This window comes from Gymnodinialimonas ceratoperidinii (assembly GCF_019297855.1).
GTDB classification, from domain to species: domain Bacteria; phylum Pseudomonadota; class Alphaproteobacteria; order Rhodobacterales; family Rhodobacteraceae; genus Gymnodinialimonas; species Gymnodinialimonas ceratoperidinii.
On the sequence record NZ_CP079194.1, the window covers coordinates 3,388,531 to 3,414,650 of the forward strand.

At 64.9% G+C, this 26,120-nt stretch carries 1 protein-coding gene; it reads right to left on the reverse strand.

Features of this window, described 5'->3' with window-relative positions; genetic code table 11:
* Positions 1–25: 25 nt before the first annotated feature.
* Positions 26–25,894 (reverse strand): LEPR-XLL domain-containing protein, encoded by a 25,869-nt coding sequence (locus KYE46_RS16360; RefSeq protein ID WP_219002133.1) that lies wholly within the window; start codon positions 25,892–25,894, stop codon positions 26–28.
* Between the last annotated feature and the right edge of the window lie 226 nt (positions 25,895–26,120).

Genomic DNA, 26,120 nt, shown 5'->3' on the forward strand with positions numbered 1-26,120 from the left:
GGACCAATTTATTCAGATCGTTGACTTAAGTGCCTATGCGCCAGCCACCCATCTGCCAAGGGGGCGTTTGGTCGGTTTGGGCGATGAAGGCCGCAATCTCGGCTTCGAGTTGCTCGAGATCCGCCGCGCCGCCCGGTTGCAGGGCCGCCTCGTCGAGGTCCGGCGCCGTGCCTTCGCGCTGGTCGCCGTCCTGCTGCGGTGGCAGGCCATCCTCGGTCAGCGGGTTGACGCCTTCGCCGCCCAGAAGCTGCTCTTCCGAGATCATCCGGAAGCCCGAGAGACCCAGTTTGCCGCCCGAGGTATTGAGCAGCGACAGGAGGTCTTCCAGCGCCGCCTCGCCGAAGAATTCGGCCGGCATGAACAGCAGGTCCATACGGTCGCCACGCAGGGTGCCGAGGTTGGTGTAATCGCCCAGGTCGAGGTCGTCGTCATTGGCGACCACGCCGATGAACTCGGTGCGTTCCGAGGCGAAGTTCACACCCAGGGTGAGCTGAACCAGAAGGTCGAGATCGCGCACGGCCGGGGTCAGGAACGAGGTCACGAGATCGCGGCCATCGCCCTGCGGCTCGAACCGCAGGCGCAGGAATTCGCCCGCCGCGATATCGGTGCCGTAATCGAGGCTGAAGAGATCGTCGCCGATGCCGCCGATCATCACGTCGCGCCCGATGGTGGGGTCCGGGATGGTGTCGCCGATCAGCGTGTCGTCGCCGCCGTCCTCGATGAAGGTGCTCTCGAAGGTGCGCTCGCCCCGCTCGATCGAGCCGGTGCGATAGAGCAGGCCGTTGTCGCCCTGCAGCAGATCGTTGCCGGCGTTGCCCTGCAGCAGATCGCCCCCGGCGCCGCCGATTTGCACGTCGCGGTCCGAGCCGCCGGTGATCGTGTCGTCGCCGCCGGTCGATGGCTGCGTGGAGGCGACCCGGAGATAGAAGCCTGTCGCGCCCTCGCCCTCGATCTCACCGGCGTCGCCGATCACGATGTTGAGCCCCGACGCGCTGAGCGATGTGTCATCGCCCTCGCCCAGGATCACCCAGTCGTCACCGGCACCCGAAGAGACGGAGTCGTTGCCGCCATGGGCCGGATCTTCGATCACGCTTTCGAAGAAGGAGCGGACCCCTGCCTCGAAAGTCAGTACCGCCATGTCGCCGGCAATCACGTCATCGCCGCCCGCGGTGGTCACGTCATCCGCCCCGGCACCGCCGAAGACGAAGGTGGTGCCGTTGCCCGCGGTGACGATATCGCCCACGCCGATGGCGCTTTCGATGGTCTCGATCCGCAGGAGGTTGCCCGCGGCGTCGGCCTCGATCCGGCCGTTGTCGCCAAGCGCGATGCCACCGCCGGAGCCCAGATGGATCTCGTCCACCCCGACGCTGCCGATGACCCATTCCTCGCCGGAGCCGCCGTTGATCGTGTCGTTGTCGCCGATGGCGCCGTTGGCGGGAGAGGTCGTCGCCATGATCGGCTGCACCCCGTCAAGCGCGAAGGTGAGCATCGCGGTGTCGCCGAAGATGATCGCCTCGCTGGCGGCCGTGGTCACGGCGTCCGTGCCGGCCCCGGCAACGACGATGTCGCGGCCATTGCCGGTGAGCGTGACGACATCGTTGCCGCCCTCGTCCTCGCGCAGCGAGCGGACCATCACGAGGTTGTCGGTGTTGTAGGCGCGGTTGGTGCCGCCGATCTGGTCCACGATGCCGAAGTCGGCAATCACAAGATTGCTGCCGGAACCGGAAATCAGGTCCGTGCCCGCGGCGCCCAGAGCATCGCCGGTCTGCGGGTTGAAGCCTGCGTCCGGTTGTACCTGCGCGGTGACGATGGTGATCAGCTGGTCCTGCTGGTCGAGACGCACGGACTGGTCGATCCGCAGGCCGTTGTCGCCGTAGACGTGATCGGAGCCACCGAGGGCGTTGATCGTGTCATCGCCGGAGCCGCCAAGCAGGTGGTCGTTGAAGTTGCTGCCGGTGATATTGTCGTTGCCGACGCCGCCGTAAGCCATCACGAAGCCCGAGGCGCCGCTGGCGTCGATCACGTCATTGCCACCTACTGCGAACCGGCGGCCGGAGCCGTCGATGGCCTCGGTCGTGCTGTTGTAGCGCATGCCGTCCTGGGTGCTGTCGCCGAGGATGGCGAGCATCCGGTCGGCGCCGCCCGCCTGGGCATCGGCAGTCACGCGGATCGTGTCCGCCCCGCCGCCGCCATGGACCACGGTCAGCGCGCCCTCCGCGGTGCTGTCGATGTCGAGCGTGTCGCTCGCGGAGCCGAGGAGCAGTTCCACCACTTCCATGTTCTCGTAGTTGATCCCGGCACGGAAGCTGCGCGGATCGGGCGTGGTCGGCGTGCCGAAATTCAGCTCCAGATCGGTGGCGCGCATGTCGAAGCCCGAGAGGTTGCCCTCTTCCAGGCGACCCGATTGCACCGCCGCGCTGCCGTCGTTGAACATCACCAACCGGTCGGTCTGCTCGTCTTCATTGACCGGATTGGAGACCTGCACCAGATCGGTATCGGTCTCGGTCGGCAGGGTGATGCCCTTGATGATGGCGCGGTCAGCGCCCGGCCCGGTGCCGCCGAAGAGGAACAGCGGCCCCTGGATGCCCGAGAGCAGGTGGTTCTGCGCGCCCGGCTTGATGGTCGGCTGCGGCTCTTCGGTCACGGTGCCGATGGTCAGCTCGATCGTGATCGGCTGATCCCAGTTCTCGTCGGTGAAGGTCACCGTCTTTTCGGTGGCGTTCCAGCGCGGATCGGTGCTGCCCGCGATGGTCTGACCGTCGGTCAGGACCGAGACCACGACCTCGGTATGTTCCTCGGGCACCTTCGACAGGACGAGGGTGTAGGTGTCGGGGTTCGTCGCGGAAACGATGGTGTCACCATTGGTTTCCGTGACGATGACCTCGCCCTTGTCGTTGTCGAATATCCGCACGTCGATCTCGGTCGCCTCGGCCGTATCGACCCAGGAGGCCTGGGTCGTCGCAGCCGTGTCGAGGGTGATCGACAGGGTCTGCCGTTCACGGTTCTCTTCGAGGGTGTCGTCCACGGCGGTGACCACGATGTCGATGCCGGCGGCGTAATTGTCCTCGGTAAACTTGAGTTGCAGCTTGCCGTCGACCACCTCGGTGTAGGTTTCATCCGCGCTGGTGACCGTGAAATCACCGGCCGGGAAGTCGACCACGTAGAAGATGTCCTCTCCGTTTTCAGGCTGACGCGAGGCGGTGATGTTCAGGGTCACGCCCGAGCCGCCTTCGACCACGTCGATGGAGGAGGGGTTGCCGTCGACGCGGATGCCGTAGGCGTCGTCGTCGAAGACCGTCACTTCGGCGTTGGCGATCTTGGTCTTGCCGATCTTCTCGGCTGTCTCTGCATCGGTGCCGGTGGCAGCTACCGCCTGATGCGAGACCACGATCTTGCGGGTGCCTTCGGCGGCGTCATCCTGCGGCGCCTGCACGTAGACCGTCTGCCACGCGGTGGAGTTGGTGAAGGTCAGCACGGTGGCCGAGCGGTAGCCCGAAGCCGAGTTGGAGGAGACGGCGATAGATTCCGCCTTCCGCGCGCCCGGCAGGCTGCGATCCTGCGAGGAGGAGCGCGTGGCCGAGACCGTCAGGTAGGCCGTTGCCGCGACCGCCTCGGTCATGCGGATGCGGTAGAACCCGTGGGTGCCGCCCTCTTCCAGCACCGCGAGGCCGCTGGTGTCGACCTCGAAGAGGCCCGAGCCCTCGTTGGCCACGTTCAGGCGCAGACCGTCCACGAAGATCCCGTTGTAGGCCGGGTCGTCGGATTGCACCGAATGGTTGACGATGCCCGAAGATCCCTCGACCTCGAGCGAGACGATATCGGTGGTCACGTCGCCCGCGACGCTGATGAAGTCCGAGCCGAGCCCGCCGATGACCGTCACGGTCATGTTCGCGGCGGTGGACTGGACGTAGAAGCTGTCGTCGCCCTCCAGACCGTCGATCTCGGCGCGTTCCACGCCCTCGAAGCTGATGTTGAGACCGGCGCCGAAGATGCCCTGCTCGGTGATCAGGAAGCTGTCGTTGCGCTCGGTGCCGAGCACCACGATGCTGTCGATCCCGGCCCCGCCGTCGATCGCGAGCGGCGCGTTGATGTTGTAGAGGAAGCTGTCGTCGCCGCCGCCGCCGAAGGCCTCGGCATCGCCGCCACCGGCAGTCTTGTTCGGGTTTTCAGCCAGCACGAAGGCGCGGACCACGAAGGTGTCGTCACCATCCTCGCCGTAGAGCTTGGTGAGACCCTTGTTGGAATAGACGTTGAAGGTGTCCTCGCCCAGACCGCCATAGACCACCATCGGGTGGCTGTTGCCGACCGAGAGGAAGCCCTGCGTCGTCTCATTGGTCTCGATCTCGTCGCCGAGCAACACGTTGGGCACGATCCGATCGGAGCCAAACATCTGGCCGATCTGGAAGGTGTCGTCGTCGGCACCACCATCGAGCGTGATCAGCGTGCTGGTGTCGTCGGACGCGATCATGTCGGCGCCGCCGAGGGTGTTGACCCGCACGCGGCCATTGATCGAGCCGTCGTAGTTGATCCGCTCGAACTTGTCGGACCGCGAGCCGTCCAGGTTCTCGTTCAGGAGCGCGATGAAGTTCTTGCGCACAAGCACCTCGTCCGCGGCGCCATCGCGACCGTTGATCGTCAGGATATCGGCGCCGTCATCCAAGGCACCGGAGTCCTTCACGGTGATGACGTTGCTGACCACGCCGCTGCGACGGTTGATGATGTATTCATCGGCGTTGCCCTGACCATCGAGGAGGAAGCTGTCCAGCGGATCGCGCTCGCCCAGTTCGGTGACGGTGATCGTATCGGTGCCGTCGCCGGTCATCACGCTGACGTCGCCGGTCAAGGTGCCGGGCTGGATCAGGATCGTGTCAGCGTCGCTATTACCGATGATGGTGGTTGTCGCGGCAGAGATCTCGCCGAAGATATTGACGGTCGACCCCATCTGGTAGGGATCGCCGAAGGCCGGGGTGATCGTTTCACCGTCGCTCACGCCTTCATCCACCTGCAAGACGATCGAGCCGGTCACGGTCATGGAGCTTGCGGCGGTCTGCTCAAAGTCGTCGCCGACATTGAACGTCAGGTTCTTCGCCGTGACGCCGGTTTCACCGACGCTGATGTCACCCGAAAGGGTGAGGTCATCGGTCAGGGCGGTGGTTTCGCGCACGACGATGCGCACGTTACCCAAGGATTTGACCGCGAAGCCGTCGTAGTAATTCTCGTCGATCAACAACGCCTTGAGGTTCTCGACCACCGCACCGCCAAGCCCCGCGTCCAGCGCCACGCGCGTGACGTTGAGTTCGAGGTGATTGGCCTCGGAGCCGATCGTGGCCCCCTGCAGACGGGCAGTTTGGGTCGTGATGTTCGCGTCGGTGTCGAGGTTGCCGTCGGAGATTGCGGTGCTGCTGGACATGGTCACAACGTTGCCGGACTGGACCGTATCCACCCGGATATCGCCGCGCGAGGTCAGCCAGACCTCGTTCACGGCCTGGGCGTTGAGCACGGTGTTCGTACCGGTCAGCAGGATGTCGAGGGATTGGCCCACGCCACCGATGTTGCCGAGGTTCGAGCGCATGGTCAGGCCAGCCGCCGACAGCGTGCCGGCCACGGCACCCTGGATCGACTGTTCCGACAGGATATCGGCGAAGCCGGTGACGGTCAGGCCCTTGTCGGCCAGCGTCAGGACGGTCAGTTCATGCAGGTAAAGCGTACCGCCGACCGTGCCTTCGACGGTCGTGCCGATATTCGTCTCGATCCGATCGTCGGTGGTGCCGAAGCTGCCGCCGACGTTCAGGACCAAGCGCACCGCGGTGATATCCGCGGAGGGATCATCATCATCGCTGGCCAGATCGGTGACGTCACCGTCCACGTTCAGCGTCACGGTGCCGCCGATGGAGTCGATGTCGCCGATCTTCAGGCCATTGCTCATGGACAGCGTCAGGTCGCCGCCGACAAGGGCGCGCTCGACCGTCAGATCGCCACCGAGCTGTTCGATGTTCGCGTCGCGCGCGGCTTGCACCAGCAGCACGCTGTCACCGGACGCGTCGATGGTGAAGGCCGTCTCGGACGAGCCGATTTCGCCGTCGGAGATCAGGCTGATGTATTCCTGAGCCGTGGCGGCCGCCCCGGCGGTGCCGGAGACGTCCAGAAGGTTGCCGGTGGTCAGGATACGGAGGAAGCCGCCGCTGTCGGCCTTGCGCACGTTCAACTCCACGCCGTCGTGGCCGATGCCCGCCATGCCGGTCGAGATCATCTGCAGCAGCATGGATGCCGTGGGGGTGGAGGCCCGCAGGTTCACATCCGCGAAGGGCTGCGCCGAGACACGCTGTACGTCCCAGAGATCCTTGAAGAAATCGCCATTGTCGAGCGTGATGCTGCCCGCCTCGGGCACCTTGTTGATCGCATCGGTGATGTCGGTCCAGCTGGTGCCGGGATCAGCCCAGTTGATCGTCTGCGGATCAACCGTGGTATCGGTGCCGCCGTATTGGAACAGCTTGTAGGTGCGCGCCGTGGCGTCGCCACCGGTCTGATCGGGCCAGACGTTCCAGATCACCAGAACCTCGCCGGTCTTGATGTCGGTCGGCACGGGGTTCAGCAGGTCCGCGTAGACCAGATCGATCTTGGTCCAGTTGCTGGTGTCATCCGCCAAAGCGCCTTCGGCCGGCTCGTCGCCGACGGCGAGGATGATCTCGCCACCCGTCCGCACGTAGATCTGGTGCACGATATCGATCACGTCCTGCGTCTGCAGGGCACGGCGCAGGTTCTGCGCGTCGAGACGCTCCTGCTTCTCGGCGTCGGAGAGCGAGTCGTCGATCGTCAGATCGAGGGTGAAGTCGATATCCACAGGCTCTGTCAGCGTGCCGATCCGGCCTTCGCCCGCGGCCTTGTCGCCGGCCGCGTTCAGGATCACTTCCGGCGCGATGATGTTGGCATTCTCGGCTGCCGCAGTGGCACCGCCAAGGATCGCGCCGACTTGCAGCAGCGGATAGAGCTTGCTGGCCACGGCGGCGGGGAGCGCGGCGTTCATCGCGCCGATCTTGTCCAGTTCCGCATCGATGGCGGTTTCGCGGGCCTCGTCCTCAAGGAACAGGCTCTCGACATAGGTCGCCTTCTGCTCGCGATCCTTGTTGGCTTCGTGCAGCTCCTTGAAGCGATACTCGAGCGACGTGTTGATCGACGCGAGGGCGGCCACGCCGTCAAAGCCCGGCACCAGAGCGTCAAGGCTGCCGTCGGCGATCTCGTCGTCGATATCGCCACGGGCGCCGAAGAACATGGAGACCACGTCGGGTTCCTCGTCCACATCGAAGGTAGCCGCAGTGTCGGCACCGTCGCGGACCTCGGTGACATAGGTGACCAGCGTCGCGTTGCTTGCGGACCAAAGGGCATCGTGGATCGGACGGAACCGATCGACCGCCGCGGCCTCGGCTTCGGCAAGTTCCTCCGGTGTAGCGCCCGGATTTTCCGTGGCGACGAGCGTCTTCAGGCCGGGCATGGTTGCCAGGTCGGGCTTGTCGACGGAGTCCACGTGGATGGAGTTGATGTAGTCGCTGACATCGGTATTCGCGCCCACGTCCTGCGTCGCAAGGAACAGGTGGATGGACCCGTAAGTCTCCGCGAGACCGGCACCGAACTGGTTGCGCAATTGCGTGGCGGCTTCGGCCTTGAAGGTCGACATTTCCGTGAGCGCGACGGTTTCGCCATCCACGTAGATCAGCTCGTAGTAATCATTGTAGCTGGCCGTGTCGCGGAACGACTTGTCGTACTCCGCCGCATGGATATCCGCGAAACGTGCTGTCTGCTGCGCGCGGGCCTCGGCCTCGGTGATTTCGTTCGCGGCGGCGGTGTTCGCAACCAGCGTGTTGAAGGCATCGACATTGTCGAGATCCGCGTCAACCGGACCGCCGCCGCCGGGTGTGCGCACGAGAGCCCAGTAATCGTTGTAGGCGCTGTTCGCCGTCCGGACTTCTCCATCCAGCGTGCGGCCTGCGATAACGCGCGAGGCATCTTCAGAGCCGAAGCGATCGAGATAGGCCGCGAGGCGGGCCTCGGTCAGAGCCGTGTCATCCTCGAAGTTGTAATCGAGGATGTTGCCCGACCACGTGCCGAGGCTGACAACACCTTCCAGCGCGCCAACGGAAATCGTGGCGTCACCCTGATCTTCACGGATGAAGCTCGTGCGGATCTTGGTGGGTTTGACGAGGTGCATGTCGCCCTCGGTCTCGACCACGTGCACACCCAGGGCGGACGCCGCGGTGAAGCCGCCGTCAACCGCGAGGTGATCGGTGTCGATCAGGATCGGGTTGCTGGTCGTGCCGATGATCGACTCGGTCGATTGCAGCTCGACACGGTTGCCCCGGATATGCGGGTCGGTGCCATTCACGGTGTCGGCAAAAATGCCCTGCGGCGCGTTGATGTAGACGTTGCCGCCGTTCGACCATGCGCGCTTGATGAGGACAGAGCCATCGGCGTTGGTGTTGGAGCCAATGCCGATCTCGATGTCTGCATTGGAAATGATATCGATGTACTGGGCGCTCGCAGGCGCGGTGGGTTCAGTCGATGCCGCCGCGGAAAAGAGCGAGAAGGCTCCGAACGTGGCTGCAACGGGCGCGGCTGGCGCAACGAAGGTGACCAGCGTGAGGTCGACCCTGCCATTCGTGCGCATGGCCTGGAACTGGCCTGTGATCGACACCCGGTCGGTCGCGATCACGGCACCGCCATTCATGCCCATGGCCTTGCTGGCCGTACTGAACGAGTTGTTGATCGTGACGTGCGCATGAGCCGCCGTTTCGATGTTGCCGGCAATCTGCAGATCGCCAACGCTTTCGATAACCACCGTGGGGGTTGCGCTAGAGGTCAGGAACCCGACCTCGATCGCATGGTCGGCACGCAGGCCGATATCCCAGTATTTCTTGATGCCTTCGACGGTCGTGGTCTCTTCGTAGACGGTCTTCTTCTTCAGGTAGCCGCCGCCCTCGGACCAACGACGCTCGGTCACGGTCTTGTTCTTGAAGTCGGACAGGAACTCGCCCTTGTCCGCATCGGATTCGTCGAAGTCGGGCGTCGTGGTGGTGGTGAAGCTCTCGGTCAGATCGAGTTCGCCCGGGCCGAAGCTGGTCTTCAGATTGCCGCTGGAGGTGAACATGTCACTCAGTTCGACTTCGAATTTGACCCCGGCGTCGCCATTCAGACCGATGAAAGAATAATAGGTGCCGTCGTGCTTGACGATATTGCCGTTCGTCAATTCGACCTTGGCGTTTCCGATATTCTTGAAACGTCCGATGATCGCGGCGTCATCGGTCGGCACCCCGGAAATTGCCTGGTTGTCCTCGTTGACGAGGCCCACCCATCCGCCAAGCGCCTTGATTTCGTTCAGCGCCTGAATGGCCTCGCTTTCCACGAGCGGCCGCGGATCGTTAGGCGTGATTTCCTTCGAGAGCAGCGTGCCGGAGCCCGCGTGGAAGTCGAAGAAGAAGTTGAACGTCTTGACGTAGTAGGTCTCGATCGTCTGCAGCGTGAGTTTCTGGCCCTCTGTCCAGATGTAGAAGGTTCCATCTTTCGGGTTGTAATGCGTGGTCGAGGTATTGAGGCTCGTGGTGCCCAACGCGGTGAAGGTGACGCCGAGGAAGTCGTTCGTGACGGGATCACGCGCGATATCACCTCGGTAAACGGTCACATCCATGCCGCCGGCATTCTCGGTATAGACCGTGCGCTTGGCGGCCCAGCTCGCATCCTTGCCGAGGGTATCGGTGATCTGGATCACCCCTTCGCGGTCGAGGCTGGTGTCGATATTGTTCAGGATCAGCTTCTGGTTGGAGTGGTTCTGAATCCTGAGATTGGCATAACCCGAAGCGACGAGCAGTTGGCCTTTCCCGGTCGAGAAGACGTTACCCGTGATTTCGATCCGACCGCCGGCAAATGCCATGTCATCGAGGATGATGGCCTGCTCGGTCGCGTCCCAACGGCCTGTAAGTGGCACCTGGGTGCCATTGACAGAGCCGAATTGGATGCCGCCCAGACCTTCATCGGCAGAAGTCAGGAGTGATCGGCTGGTGCTCGGCGGTACGAAGGACTCGGGGATAAAGATCGAGGCTTCCTTGACGCCCGACTGGATCAAGCCGTTCACGTTCACATTGGTTGCCACGATGGAAACCACGCCGTTGGCGATCACGGCCGATTGCGCGGCGGCTGCCGTCTTGGCGGCCTCAATGGCGGCGGCACTGTCTGCCCCCTCCGCGGTGCCTTTCGTGGTGCTGTTGAGAACGCCGTAGTCCGTGTTGATGTCACCCTTCTCGGACAGGCCCGGACCGTTCGATTCAATGGACTCGCGCCAATCGAGTACCCCGGTGTAGGTCCGGGGGTTCGGACCGGCATGATACCAATCGGTCGAGACGATGAAGTCGCCGCCGGACGAGATGTTGACGGTCTTGGCAAGGATCGTGCCCGTCAGGCGGACTGCGCCCGTGGAGGTCGTGACCTTGACCGCGCCGATATCATTGACCAGCGCGCCGAGCAGATAGAGGTCGGGCGGCAGGTTCGGCAGCGTCGCCGGGATCAGGTTCTCGGGATTGGAGGGGTCTGGCACGAAGTTGTTGGCGGCATAGGCCGTCGCGATGGCGTCGATATAGGCGTAAGTGCTCTTGTTGCCGGAGTTGATCAGGATATCGATCTCGGCCGTGGCGTCGCCCGTGCGTTGGGTGCTGCCGGGAACAAGCGCATCATTGGCGTAGATGTTGCCCGCGGTGAATTCCTTGTAGTCGCCCGTCGCGTCGCTGATCCGCGCGATCCGGGTGTCCTTGATCACCACGTCATTGATGCGGTGCATCATGAAGAGGTCGGATTTCACATCAACCTGCACATCCTTGTGCGCCAGAAGCGTCGGGTTGGTCCCGGTCACGAGGCCCGAGTAGGCCGAGGCGGGAGCATCGCTATGGATGTAGATCGAGCCCGGCGCCGCGGTGATGTCGGGCATGGTGATGAAGATCGCCTGCAAGGTCTCGTTGACGACGCCATTGGTCGCGCTCGGCGGAGTCAGCCCGAGCTGAAGCATCTGCGCTTCGATCTGTTCAAGCTGCGCGTTGTAACGCACCAGGGCTTCGGGGTTGGAGTTGTGGTCGCGGATCCAGCCCTGGATCTGCTGATACTGCGAGGCCAGCAAGGTCGCCAACTCACCGACCGAGATGATCGGATCATCCAGACGCGCCGCGCGCACCACGACGATCTGCTCGAAGAAGGCATCGCGCATGTAGGCCAGCGCATTGGAATTGACCGCAACGTCCTGCCGCTGTTGGCTCGGGTTCGCTCCGAGGTCATGCCACATCGCGGTGTTGGTGTAATCCGTCGCCTGGGTCACGACCGGCGTCGTGCCGGTGCCGAGGAACATGTAATAATTGCCCGCCGTACCGGTGGACCGGTCCATGTTCGCCGCGTCCAACTGGACAATGTCACCGGCCGAGAGATCAATGGCGAGGTTCTGGGAGTCCCAGTAGCCGATGACGTAATCCTGGTTCGCCGCAACGCCGATTTCAGCCTTCTCGGCATTGGTCATCTGACGGGGCGCATCCCCGCTGCTGATGTTGTCGGCCCATTGGTTGATCGAGTTCGGCCCGACGTATCCGACCTCGTAATAGGTCTGGTAGTTCACGCCCGCGCGCAGGGTTGCCGTGCTGTCGATGTTGACGTCGTTGGTGGAGGAATGCCCGCCCTGGTTGGCGACATTGTATCCGTAAGGCGGCACCGCAAGCACCAGCACAAGGCCATCGTTGCTTTCCTGATGCAGGCCACGCTCGGTCGAGAGCACGAGGTTGCCGGCGGAGTTGATCGTGCTGGCCCCGGTTACATTCACCCTCGAGGTGAGCACGGTCGTGTTGGTCTGCAGCGCCACACCGAGGGAAATCCCGAGGGAGACGAGGCTGCCGTTGGCGGCCGTGCGCGAGACCGTGGAGTTGACGATGCCGTTGGCCTTGCCTGCGTTCAACTCGACCCGCGAGCCTTCGATCAGGGAGTCAGCGACGTCGATGCTCGTCTCGGAATAGGTCTCGGCCTTCGCGTCGATACCAAGGTTCGCCGACAGTGCGCCGGTCTGGAAGACGGCGGCATCGGTGGTGTTGCGCAGGTTGGCGCGGGTCTCGATCATGACCTCGCCGCCGAGGTTGTCGATGAACGCCCCGTCCATGGAGACGTTGGTATCGGCATGAACGGTCTGGAACGTCGTCGCCACCGCGAGGCCGGCAAGACCGGAGACCGCATCCACCGCGACGGAATCCGCCACCGAGTGGTTGGTCAACGCACGGACCGTCACGCGGCTTGGGTTGGTGAAGGAGCCTTGGCCCTCGATCCAGGTGTCGCCGAGGATGACGTTGGAACTCGACTTGTTGCTGGCGGTTCCGATGTCGGCCGTGGTGCCAATGATGCTGAGACCGGCGAGGTTGCCCGCGCCCGAATACACCGTGTTGGACTTGGACGAGTTGATGATCGATTCCTTGTAGACCTTGTTGTAGCTGTCGATCTGGATCGCCCGACCGGTGATCTTTGTCCGCCCGGCGCCCTCGGAGAACTCGACGATCGCGTCGCCAAGCGCCTGCAGTGTCAGGCTTGCACCGGCGCCCGAGGCCACGGCGATGGAGAACGCATCGGCGCTGCCGTCCATCTCGCGGTCCGCGCGGGCCGCGATGTTGACGCCCTGGCCTTCGATCTTCGCGCCGGAGACGACGGTGATCTTCGACGTCGCGTTATCCAGCACGTTGCTCAGCGCACCGAGGGCCGTCAGGCCGCCGCCGCCGCCAGCCGTGGAATCGGCGTACATGTCGGTGACCAGATCGGAGATGATGTTGACCTGATTGGAGACCAACTCGGCGCCCGCGTTGATGTTCACGCCCACGTCGACCGCATGATCCTGCCCGGCCTCGGTATAGGTATGCTGAGAGCCGAAGGCGCCCAGGCCCGCCGACACGCCGGTCGCGGTCGAGCGCAGGAACAGGTTGGACCGCGCCACGAGGTCGACCAGATCCTGCCCCACGACCACGGCGTTCTCGACGGTCACGAGGGTCTGGCCGTTGGCTTCCGCCGTGGCCACGTTCACTTCGACGGCAACCGGGCCGACGCTGACGCCGGTGGTCTGGGTCTCGTCGATATTGACGTCCGCGACGGCATTGACGGTCACGGTCTTGCCGGTGACGCGCGCGTCCTTGATCGTTGCTTCCACCGAGGAGGTGTGGCGGTTCGTCACCACGGCCGCACCCACGGCGATACCGATGGCGGTGGCCGCCACGTTCAGGTTCACCACTTCGCTGCCGAAGTCCGCGACCTCACTGGCCTTGACGATGATATCGCCGGCCACGGCCCGGACCTGGGCCCCCTTGCCGCCAAGGTCGATCATGGCCTTGACGCTGTTTGCCGCCGTCATGGTGATGTTGAGACCGCCGCCGGTGGCGGCAACGCTGCCGCCTGCGATGGCGACGCCGACGCCGTTCAGATCGACCATGGTCGCGATAGAATCCGCCTCGACCGTCAGATCGCCGCCCGCATCCACGATGACGCCGGAATTGGCGTCCGAGGTGATGTAGGCGTGAGAGGTATTCTGCACGTCCACGCGCAGGATGTTCACGTTGACCGAGACCGCGCCAAGCCCGACCGATGTCGCAATGCCGACCATCGTGGAGGGCGTTCCAAGCGGAACGGTGTCATCGACGATGGTCTTGGCGAAGGAGGTGATCGAGATGTTGCCGCCTGCAACCAGCAGGCTGTTGTCCGAGAGCGCCTCGACCGTGGAATAGTTCGTGACCGTCACACCGATGCCCGCTCCAGCGACCGCGCCGCCGATGCCGATGGCAATGGCGACCGAGGCCGCGGCGGCCTCGACGTGATGGGTCTCTTCCGCGTTCGCGTTGATCGTGATCGCGCCCACGGTGTTGAGCACCGACCCGGACACGACCGCGCGGGTGCGATGTTCGCGATCGGACGCCTTGTCGCCGCCAACCTGGCTGAAGAGGATCGAGACGCCGATGGAGCCCGCCCCCGCGATGAGGCCGCCCGATGCCGCTGCCGCGACCGACACGATATGCGCCGTCAGGTCGGTATCGCTCTTGGCTTCGACCTTGATGCCGCCGTGATCGCGCGCGCCGGTGCCGAGGTTGCCCTGCACGCTGAGGCGCGCGTTGGTGACCAGCGCCTCGCTGACATTGCTGACGAGGTTGTCGGCGCGACCGCCCGCCCCCGACAGGGCAAGCCCGCCGAAGAGGCCGAAGGACGCCGCGACCGATGCCGCGACAGCCTTGGAGAAGGCCGTGGCATTGTTCTCGGCCAGAACCGAGATCGAGCCGCCGGTGCCGCCATCGTGACCGGCGAGGACCAGAAGATCGGAGGCAAGGCTGCCGTCCTCGATCTTGGCGACCGCGCTGTTGGCGATGTCGTTGCTGGCAATCGAAACACCGATGGAGACGGCAATGCCGACACCCAGACCGGCCACCGCTGCGGCAACCGCCGCACCGACCGCAACCGCGTCGATGTCGGAGGTGTCATTCGCGGACACCGCGAGGCTGCCGACCGTCAGCATGTTGTCCGCGCCCTTGGGGCCACTGGCACGAGAGACCTCGGCCAGCGTCTGCGAGCGCACGGTGTTGTAGACACCGGCACCGGCACCCGACAGAGCGCCTGCCAGATCGGTGGAGACGGCAACTGCCGCCGAAGCGGCAGAGCCGCTGGCGTTGATCGTCGAGGTGTTGGTCGCGAGGACATCCATCGCCCCGACGACGAACATGCGGGCGTCCTTGACCCGCGCCGTGATCTCGAAGGCATCGTCCGACGTGCCGATCTTGTTCGACACGACGACCGCACCGATGGAGACGCCAAGCGCCCCGCCACCGCCACTGCCCCCGACCGAAGCCGCGACGCTGACGACGTTCGCGTCGATATCGGCCTCGTTCTGGGCACGGACCATGACCGTGCCGGCAGAGCCATTGGTGACTTCGGTCAGCTCGGCAATTGTCTCGCCCGTGATCCGGTTGAAGGCGAAGGCGCCCGAGGCGGAAACCGCGATCGAGGTCGCGCCCGAGGCCGCGACGGCCACGGCAGCCGAAACGGAAACCGTATTGATTTCAAGCATCTGCTTGGAGCCACCGCTGCCGCGCGTGGTATCCGCCAAGATGTTCAATGCGCCCGAGCCCGCGTTGAGCCCGTTGGCATGGGTCAGGTTCGTGACCCGCGCCACGGTGGAGGCCTCGATCTCGTTCACGGCGACGGCCGCGGCCAAAGCGACTGCAACGGCGCTGCCGCCTGCGACCGACACGCCGACTGCGGCGGCACCGATGACGGCGGTGATCTTCGATACGTTGATCGCGTGGACGGAGATGCCCTCGGCCACCACGCGGTTCGCGGAGGAAGTGCCCGCGATCTCGGCAAGCACGCGCGATTGCCCGTAGTTTCCGGCTCCCGCCCCGGCGCCCGCGGCAGAAAGGCTGAAGCCACCGGTCGCGGCAACCGCCACGGAGGCGGCGATCACGACGGCGGTGATCTTCTGATCGGACAGCGCATTGACGTTGAGCGCGCCACCCAGGGTGATGTCGCTGCCGACGATGCGCGAGGCAACGATGTAGCCCGCGTCGGTCGGCAGGCCTTCGATGTCCCGGCCCAGTCCGCCGGTTGAGTTCGTCGAAACCGCGACGCCCAAGGAGAACGCGGCACCGCCGTCGCCCGCCGTGACCGAGATGGCAACGCCCAGAACGACCGTGGTGATGATCGAGGTCGCCTCGGCGTCCACGGACATGGCATCGGCGTTGCTGATGGTGGCGTCTTTCACGACCGCATAGGTCGCGCCGCGAATGATGCTGCCACTGCCCGCGCCGCCGCCCGCCAGCGCCGCCTTGCCGCCGGTCGAGACCGAGATGGCCGCGGCCAGCGAGATGGAGACGATATGCGCCTCGTTCTCGGCGTCGACGAAGATGTTGTTGGCGCCCGCGGCCGTACCGGTGCCGGTGATCGTGCCCGACAGGCGGGATCCGACCTCGCCCGAGACGCGGTTCACACCCGCCGAGAAGCCGACCGCGCCGGAGCCGGTCGTGCCGCCGACAGCGGCGGAGGCGCCGATGGCGACGGAGACAATCAGCGAGGAATTGCGCGACAACACGGCGAGATCGGCGCGGTTGTTCAGGTTGATCGTTGCGGCGCCGATCTCGGCGACCACGTGGCTTTCGATCTCGGAATAGGCAACGCTGCCCGCAATGGCGACGGCGATCGCGGACCCCGCGCCAACGGCGGCGGCGGCCCCCACGGCGACCACGACGATACCCGAGGAATCGTCGGCGCTGACGGTCAGGCCAGCGGTTTGCCCGGACTGGTTCGGAAGGACCGCGGCGTCATTGTTGTTGAGGTTCAGCGTCGCATTGCCACCCACGCTCGCGCTGATCGTGCGATCCACGACCGTATGCGCGAGGTTGAAGCCCACGCCCACCATCTTCGAGCCGCCGATCGCCGCCGTGATGTTGACCACCTGCGATTTCAGGTCGGTTTTCGCGACGCCAGTCTCTTCATCGCTGAAGGCATCATCGCTCAACCCGTCGACGGCATTGGCGAGGTAGGGATCATCCTCGCCCGCGCCCTCGGCACGGCGGGAGCCCGCCAGAACCTGCACGTGGCCGGAGGCGTTGATCGTGACCGGACCGTTGATCGCCGCCGTGACCGAGCGGGTGATGTTCACGAAGCCGAAGGCTAGGCCGACGCCGCCATAGGAAAGGCCGACACCCAATGCGCCCGCGATGGACGTCACCGAGGAGGTGTCGTTGGCCGTGACGTTCAGGTTCTGCACGCTCCACGTTTTCGCGGCCGTGGGCGCGATGGAGGCCGAAACGTTGCCCCCCACATGGGAGATCGCCAGCGATCCGCCGAGGGAGAATCCGCCCGAGCCTGCGCCGCCCATGGCGACGGTCACATTGGTCTGATCGGCGCGCGCGCCGACGGTGACGGTGCCGCTTTCGGCGGTGACAGTCCCGTTGACCTCGGTCGTGACGGCCGTGTCGATCAGGTTGACGGCGATGCCCGCGCCGCCCGAGCCGCCGGCGGTTGGATTGATCGCGATGGCGACACCGCCGGCAAGGGCGGTGTGATCCGAGACGTTCACCGCCTCGGACTTGATCGAGCCATTGCCGGTGAGGACGGAACCCCCGTCGACGTTGACCTTGGTGCCGATGTCGTTGCGGTTCACCGCCGCGCTGCCCGCCAGCGCGAAGCGTTGCGACCCGGCACCGGCGACCGCGATGGCCACCATGGTGAGGTCACTGACCGCGACGGTGCTGACCAGACCGGTATCGGCGCTCAGGCTGGTGTTCGTCAGCAGCACCTCGGTGCCGCGTTTGACGGAGCCCTTCTCGCCCTCCTTGGCGAGGTTGACGGCGATGGCAACGCCCAGCGCGCCTTTGCCCCCCGAAATCGCCACCCCGCCCGCGGTTGCAGCCAGAGCCGTTTCATCGAACGCCACGAGGGTCACACCGCCCGCATTGCCGATTTCCAGATCCGCGCCTTCGCTTTTGACGACGGTTGAGGCGCGATAGACGTTGAAGGCAACCATGCCGACGCCCGCGCCGCCCTTGGAGCCGCCAGAGACCGCCGCGCCGAAGCTGAGGTTCACCAGCGTCAGGGAGTTCACGGCCGTCGCCGACAGCGATGCGGCCTTCGTGGCAGTGGCGCTGACGACGTGATCGACATGTGTCTCGAGCAGGCTGTCGATGACAGCCACCCCGACCGAAACGCCGACGCCCGCCGCGCCGCCATAGGCGCCCGCGCCCGAGATGTGGACCCAGACGGAATCGTTGCGCGTGCTCAGGTCGACGGCGCCCGTCGTATCCAGCGTGATCTTCGCCGCCGATTGTCCGATGAAGCCCGCGTCGATGGTCGATTTGGCCACGGTCACGGTGACCGAACCTGAGACGCCAACGCCCTTGGAGCCCTTGGAGACGGCAACGCCGACGGCGAGGCTGAAGTAGACCGCCTCGTCCGAGGCTTTCATCAGGACCGAACCTGCCGTCAGGTCCATGGCCTGGTTGGCTCCGGTCGCCACCGTGGCGGAGATTTCCTTGACGCTGTCGATCACCACGAAGGCGCCTGCCACCCCGACGCCCTTGCTGGACGTGGTGACAGCAGCGCCGCCGGTGACGAGGATGCGGTTGGCCTTGTCCGCCGCGCGCAGGCTCAGGGAGCCGGCGGTCAGGGTCGCGAGGCCGGTGATGTCGGCGTTGACGTAGATGTCTTCCTCGTAGCCGATCGCGGAACCGGCGACGGAAACGCCGGATTTGCTGTTGGACGCCTGCTGGCTCACGCCGTCCGGCAGCGAGGAGGTGCCGCCTGAATCCGATGCGGCACTATCGGTGGATATGCCCGAACCGGCGGTATCATCTGCGGGAGGTGCCGGCTTGGCCACCGCGGCAGCGATTGCGCCGCCGATGATCACGCCCTTGACCTCTGCATCAAAGGTCGCGTTGCCCGCGACCGAGATGCTGCCGCCCCCGGCGCCACCGCTGACGTGGGCGTCGGCCCGACGGTCGCTGAGGAAGGTGAGGCCCGAGATGCCCACCGCAACGCTTTCCGCCTGAGACACCGCGCCCGCGAACTGGACGACCAGCGTCATCTCGGTCGCGTCGACGTCGAGATTGCCCGACAGCGTGATATTCGCGCCGGAGCCGATCCGGCTGACAGCCTTGCTGTCGACGGAAGTGTGGTTCCACGAGCCGTTCAGCGAGAGCTTGCCGCCCTTGCCGCCCGCCGCCGCAATGCCGAAGTTCAGATGCTTCGCAGAACTGGTCACCGTTACATCGTTGGCGATGATCACCGCATCGCCGATGGTGGCGGTTGCATAGGTCGTCTCGGACAGGATGGAGACGGCGGCGCCAACGGCGTTCTCGGTCTCCTCCTCACCCAAGGGGTTCTGGACCGCCTTGGAGCCTTTCACTTCCTTCTTGTAGTTCGAATAGAAGCTGCCGAGGCCCTTCTTGAAGCCCTTATCGCGGCTTGGCGTATCGCCGTCCCCGGTGGTCGGTCCGAAGGGGGCGAAGTTGCCGTGCAGCGCGATCATGTCGTTCTGGGCCGACGCCGTGACGCTCACATCGTGATCCGCGCCGGACGTGCCGGCATCGGTGCCATCGGCGGTCACGACGACCTTGGCGCCATCCTTGATTTCGGCGTTCGCGGTGTAGTCGAGCAGGATGACCGAGGTCGAAATCGCCAGACCGAACGTCTCGCCCCGCGCATAGCTCTGCGCCCAGACGTCGAAGAGGTTGCCGGCGAGGCCGAAGTTGTCATCGACGTAGTTGGCCGCCGTGCCAAAGACCGTCACGGCCGTGCCCGTGGGCGTGACCTCTTCCCAGTTGGCGGTCTCGTTGGCGAAATCCTCCGCCGTCAGATCGATGCCCGTTTGCGGCAGCTTGGCGCGCCAGCGGGTCTCGCCGTCCTGCACCAGATCGCCGGCGGAGATGTCCACCGAGCCGGTGACCGCATCGCCGTCGCCGTCCGTGAGCACCCCGTTGTCGAGGCTGTAGGTCGGGTTGCCGGCCGCGTCGAGCACCGGCTTGATAAGGTTGCCGCCCCAGATGCCGAAGGGGTCGATCTTGTTCTCGGAGCTCGCGTTGACAGAGACCGCGCCCTGCGCGCGCAGGGTCACGCCGGCCTCGATCAGGGCCTCGGCGTCGATGTGCATGTCGGCCACGTTCAGCGCCACGGCGCCTGCCGCGGTGCTCGAACCGGATTCCGCCCCTTCGTTGGAGCTGAGCGCGGTTGCGATCATCTTCGGACGCACGGAGGCGATGGCGTTGACCTTGGTCTCGCCCGCCACGTTGATCAGGCTGGCGGTGCCGTCCGCGTTGCCAAGTGCTGCGGTGACGGTGTCATGGTCGATCTGGACGCCGATGCCGCCGGAAATCTGGACTTTCGGAGGCTGCGGATCCTCGGCCGGCGTCATCTTCTTGTCGATCCAGTTGAGGAACTTGCTGTCGTTCTTCTTCGCAGCCTTGTTGACCGCGATGGATTTCGCATGGCTACTGGGGTCGAGCCCCTTGATCACGTCATCGATGAAATTGCCGCCCGAGACGGTGCCGGTGGACGCGCCCGCAGTGGTGCCGACGGTCTGGAACGGAATGACCCAGCCGATCTTCTTGACCAGCGCCATCTTGTGGTTGCTGGCCTGCACGACCAGATTGCCCCCCACCGACAAATCGGCGCCCGCAACGCGCGCGGTGGTGGTGTTGATGCCGACTTCCACGGCGATACCGACGGCAAGGATGCCATCCTTGCCACTGCTGCCGGAGCCTTCGGTGTAGATGCGCTCGATGGTGTCGGCGGTCACCCGCAGGTCACCGACGATATCGCTGCCCGATTTCGGCTTCACGGAAACCGTGTTTTCGATCAGCGTCACCGTGACCGCGATCCCGATGCCGAAGCCGGCGAGGCCGCCGGAGCTTGCGGTGGCGGAGTTCGACAGGTCGACGATGGAACGCAGATCCATGTCGCCCGAGATCTGCAGGTCCGATTCAATCGTGACGTGCTGGTACACCTGCCCGAGGGCGAAGCCCAATCCGGCAAGAATTGCGATCGGCTTGGCAGAGTTCGCCCCTTCGGTGACAACGCGGATATCCAGATCACCATGCTCGCCAGTGCCCGTCGTGGTGAAGCGCGAATGCTCGGTCGCCGTGAGGTCGACCCGCGCCACCAGACGCGAGTTCGCCGAGAGCAGGGACATGGATTCCAGCACGTCCAGAATGGCCAGACCCGCGCTTTCCAGCGACTTGAGGAAGTTGAAGCCTCCGTCAGGGGTATCGCCGGTGGAGATCTCTTCGGCAGGCAGTTTGCCCGCGCGCAGGTCGATCCGGATGTTGCGACCTTCGACCTCGGCGTCGCCCGAGGTGCCGTCGACGCCGAACTTGTAATCGATGTCGGTGGCGTTGATCTGGTAGAAGCCCGAGGTCCAGCGGCGGTCCTCGTCCCGGCCGACGAAGATGACGTCACCGTTGGACGAAATCTTGGTGCCGCGCTCCTGCGAGAAATTCGTGGTCTTGAAAATCAGCCGGTCGGTGTTCGGATCAGAGCCGACCTGCGCGATGTTGTTGGTAACGGTGATCGATTCCGCCTCGATCGTGACCTCGCCGCCGCCGCTGAAGTCGGTGTCCTGCGCGAAGTTCAGGTTTCCGGTCAGATTGGATATCACCCGCGTGGTGCGGGCATCGTTGATGTTCACGGGCGTGGCGCCGATGGTGACGGCTTCGGAAATCCCCGACACAAGCGCCGAGATATCCGACGTGACTTCGCCGCTGAGAGACAGGTAGACACGGTCCAGCGCGTGGCCGGTCCCCGTGATCGTCGGCGCCGCAAGGGTGCCCGTCGGGTTATCCACGACGATCGTGTTGGGGCCTGCGGATTTCGCGATGGTGTCCGCGCCGCCGCCGGTCCGGTAGATGAAGTTGCCGGTCCAATCTGTCGCGGTCACGGTCTGCGCCGAGGTGTCGCCGCGGATCTCGAGCGTTTCGACGCTGTCGAGGTTGGTCACGACCGCGCCGCCTGCCGTCACGTCGAACCGCCCGCCCGAGGCTGTGACGACGGTGAAATCACCCGCCAGTCCGGAAGCGCCGACAAGCAGATGGTCCACCCCCGCGCCGCCGTCCACGGAATCGACGCCCTCGCCGGTGATGATCAGGTCATCGCCCGCCGAGCCGGTCACCGTGTCGTCGCCCGCGCCGCCGTCGATCAGGGCCGAGGTGCCGCTGCCGAGGGTCGAGGTCACGGTGTCGCCGCTGAAGGCCACTTCAGACAGACCGAGCGCTTCCAGCATCGAGGTATCGACGAAGATGTTCTGGACAACGGCGTTCGGGTCGTTGCCAACCGCACCGGAGTTATCGACCTCGACGCCTTCGAAGCGCAGCGTGCCCGAGATGCTCGACGTGATGACGAGTTGCCCACCAGTGATCGTGGCCGAGAGGTTCGCGACGGCGTTGAAGGCGTCCAGCACGTCCTGCATCGTTTCGGCGTCACCGAAGATGTCGACGTAATCCTCGGTGCCATCGCCGTGGATGACTTTCACGTCGTAGGCGCGTTCACCGTTGTCGAAGGCCACGGGAGCCAGAGTATCGTCCGAGGCACTGCGGTTCACGACTTCCATGGTCTCGTTGTCCGAGAACCGGATCGGCAGGCCGGCGCCCGCGTTGAGCGTGGACAGACGGGTATCCGCCGTCAGCTCGCCTGCGCCCAAACCGCTGGCGTCGATGACATCGGCCCCGGTCGAGCCGAGCAGGATGTAATCTTCGAAAGCCGCGTAGTTCACCGAGGCACCGGAGCCGAAGGACACCGTGGTATCGGTCAGGGTCAGCTCTTGCGTCGGGGTCTGCGCGATCAGGCGGTCGTAGCCTTCGCCGCCATCGAGCACCACGCCAGCCGCCACGGCGCCCGCACCGGTCAATGTCAGGTAGTCGTTGCCCTCTCCCAGGGCGGCGCTGTCGTCCGCGCCGAGGATCACGCGGTCGGACCGTTCCGAGCCTGTGACCTTCACGGCACCGGTCCACCCGGCCACATCGGCGTAGCCGGCGATCTGGCTCTCGAAGGTGAGGTCCGCCTTCTCGACGCCCGAGATGGATTCAACCGCAACCGTGCGCGTGCCAGCCGTCTCGGTGCCGGTCTCTTCGAACGACGCGGCCGTGCCCCCTGCGGTGGCGGTATGCATCCCGCGGGCGGTCATGGCGAGGCCAAGGTCGCGGCCCGTGTAGCCTGCCTTGAATGCCAGCTCGACGCGGGTGATCCGGTCGTTGCTGTCGCGGGTGATATTCACGTCATAAGCGGTCGGGTCGAACTGGCGCAGGGCACCGATAGCCGTCTCGACCTGCGAGGTCTCGGCGGTGAAGGAGAGCGACGCAGTCGACAGCGCGACACCGTCAAGGCCCACGATCACCAGCTGGAAGCTGTCGTCATCCTCGGCCGAAGCGGGAAGGTCCACGCTCAGAACGGAACCGGTATCGCTTGCGTTATCGTGGAACAGGCCCGAGGCGCCGAGGAAATAGGAACGGAACCCGATTTCCAGCAAGGTATCCGTGCCCCCGCCGCCAACGAAGCTGTCGTGGCCCTCGCCGCCCGAAAGCGTATCGTCCAACGCGCCGCCGGTCAGGGCGTCGTCTCCGCCCTGTCCATAGAGTGCGGCGCTGGCATGGGTCAGCCCGGAGGCGTCAAAGGTGTTGGCATCGTCGTCACCGATCAGCCGGATCTGAGAGAATACACCGGTCAGCGTATCGGTCGCGCCCGTGGTGCTCACGGTGATCACCGTGGCAGAGGTGTTGGCGGCCGTGTAGTTGCCGACCAATTCCGTGCCGACGTAGAGCGCGCCATCGGTCGTATTGCTGTTGGTCATCGCGTCCGAACCGCCGGAAGCAATGAAGACATTCGCGTCCCCGAGGCCGCTGGTCAGCGCGTCGATCCCGCCCGCACCGCGCAGCGTCGTGCTGCCGGCGAATGTCGCGGCGTTGATCGTGACGCCAGCGGTGTCGGACTCGTCCGCGAGGATGATCGCGTCGGTGATGCCCGTATGTGATGCCGTCACCGTCGTGGTGCCATTGGTCTGGGTTAACGCGTCTGCTGTCAGAGCGACCGTCCCGGTGGCATTGCGATAAGCAAGAATGTCATCGCCGGTGCCGCCCTCGGCGGTGGCTCCGTCCAGAGAGACCAGCCCAAGCTGGTCATTCCCGGCAAGACCGCGGATCAGCGTCGTCGCGGCATTGCCGAGCAGCGCGTCGTTCTTCGCCGTGCCGATCAGCGTCTGCACGTTACCGGTGAACTTGTTGAAGCCCGCCGCGACCTCGTCGGCGAGATCGACAATCACGTCGCCCACGTATTCGCCGATTGACCCGCCATTGCCGGCATAGCTCAACGTCACGTCGCGGGTCCCCGTGTTGGAGCCCCGTGCGATGGTGGAATAGGCCAGCGTCACCGCACCGGCGGTGATCACACCCTTGTAGACATCGGTGACGTTCCACACGATGTCCGGCGAGGTGCCGGCGAGGTTCATGATCAGTCGGTCGTCGTCGCCGGACGCGCCCTGGCCTTCGATCTCTTCGACATTCTCGAAGGTCGCCGTCGCGCCCTGCGCGGTGCCGTTCGCCAGAACCGTCCGGAAGGAGCCGTCGGCACCATCGGCGTCCAGCACGTTGATGCTGAACTCGCTGCCGAGCGGGTCGGTATACTCATTGTTGGCATCCACGACAGGCTCGGGCGTGTTGGGGTCGCCGTCATCGACATAGGCAATGGCATCGGAACGCGCGTCGGTGTCGCCGCGCAGGATGTCATCGCCCGCGCCGCCGTCGATGGTCGCCGCAGCCGCGAAACGGGTAAGCGTGATGATATCTTCGCCCGCGCCCGTGCTAATCAGGGTCGTGTCGGCCGCCGCGATGACCTGATCGTTGCCAGAGCCGGTATAAGCGCCCGTGAACCCGCTGATCGACAGGAAGCCCGTCGCCTCGCCCAGTCCGAAATCGATCGAAACGTCATAGGTCTGGCTGCGATAATCGATCGTCGCGCCACCTTGCCGGGCGTCGAGAACCTCAACCGCGGAGGCCTTCAGAGCGCCGGTGCCGCCACCCGAAACCTCGACCGTGGGTGCGTCTTCGGTGCCCTTCACGACGACTTGCAGACCCGCCGTGTAATCGAGGATCAGGCGATCATCGCGGTCGCCGCCGACGATTTCATCGACGCCGTAGAAACGGGCCTGCGTCCCGGTGAATTCGACCCAGGTATCCGCATCGGCAGGCGTCGCGGGGTTCTGCTCGAAGTCGTAGAACCTCAGCGTGCCCTGTGCCTCGATGGAAGAGCTGATCCGGCTCGTCACATGCCATTCGATGAGGTCGTCGGTCCCGACCAGCTTGTCGACGCCGCCGCCGAGGTTGATATCCACCCCGCGTCCGGCCCGGCCGATGTCGACACCGCCGGTGCCGGTCATGCCGGTCGCATTCTGCGTCTCGAACATCGTGGGCGACAGCCGCAACAGGTCGATGGTATTGTAAAGGCGGATCTCGCCGCTTTCCGCGTTCAGGTCCGCGCCCGGGAGGGCGGCAGAGACCGACTGGCTCGACAGGTTCACGTGCAGGTCGTTGGTGCCGTCACCGGCAAGGCCCTCGGCTCCTTCGATCACGAAACCGACGCCGCCTGTGGGCGCGCCGCCAACCGCCGTGGCGGTGGTTTTCTGGTTCAGGGTGATATCGCCGGAGGTCGACCACGTCAGCGCATATTCCGCCGCGCCGCCGGTGCGGTCCGAGATGATATCCCGCGTCGCACCCGCGGTGATCTTCTTGACCCCGCTGAAGGTCAGGAATTCGTCCCGTCCGCCGTCATAGGTCACCCGGCTATCCAGCGTCCGGTCGGCAGCCGTCGGATTGGTGGCGTCGCCTGTGGGTTTCAGCAGCGACAGCTCGCCACTGCCGGCAGTATCGGTGAGCGACCAGACCAGGCCGGCCGAAGCCTCGGGCCCGATGATCTCGTCTTCACCCCCGCCGAGGTTGATGGTGAACTGGTTGGCATCGGCGAGGCTGAGGATCGACTGGTCGATGGTCAGCTTGTCGACGCCCGCGCTGCCGGTCACGGTCAGATCGGTCAGGATCGAGCTCGTCTCGTCCCAACCGCCGGTGACGACACGGTTCTGGCCGTCAATCTCGATGATCCGACGCTCGGCCACGACGTTGTCAGCCCCCCCCGCCGTGACGCCCTGGATCAGCTGGACACGGCGTTCGGTGACATTGTCGGGGTTATCCTCGGTGCCGCGGTTGTATTCGACCTCGGCCACCCGCAGCGTCGCTTCGCCCGCCGCCATCGTCATGGCGACAGAGGTCAGCGGATCGGCGGAAAGCAGGAGACGGGGTTCGAGGGTATCGATACCGGGGCGACGCTTCGGCAAATGGGACCGATCGCGTCCGAAGACGGTGTTTACAAAGCCAGAGAGCCAGTCCGAAAATTCCGGCTGGCTTGAAGCTTTCTGTGTTGGCAAAACCGGGGCCTGTTGTGCGCCGGGGGTCGAACCGGTCCAACGCCAAGCACCTTCGAATTCTTTCTTAGCGAAAGGAAAACTCATTTTATTTGCCCAAACAGGGCCGCGTTAAATCTCGCGACGGTGAAACACACAT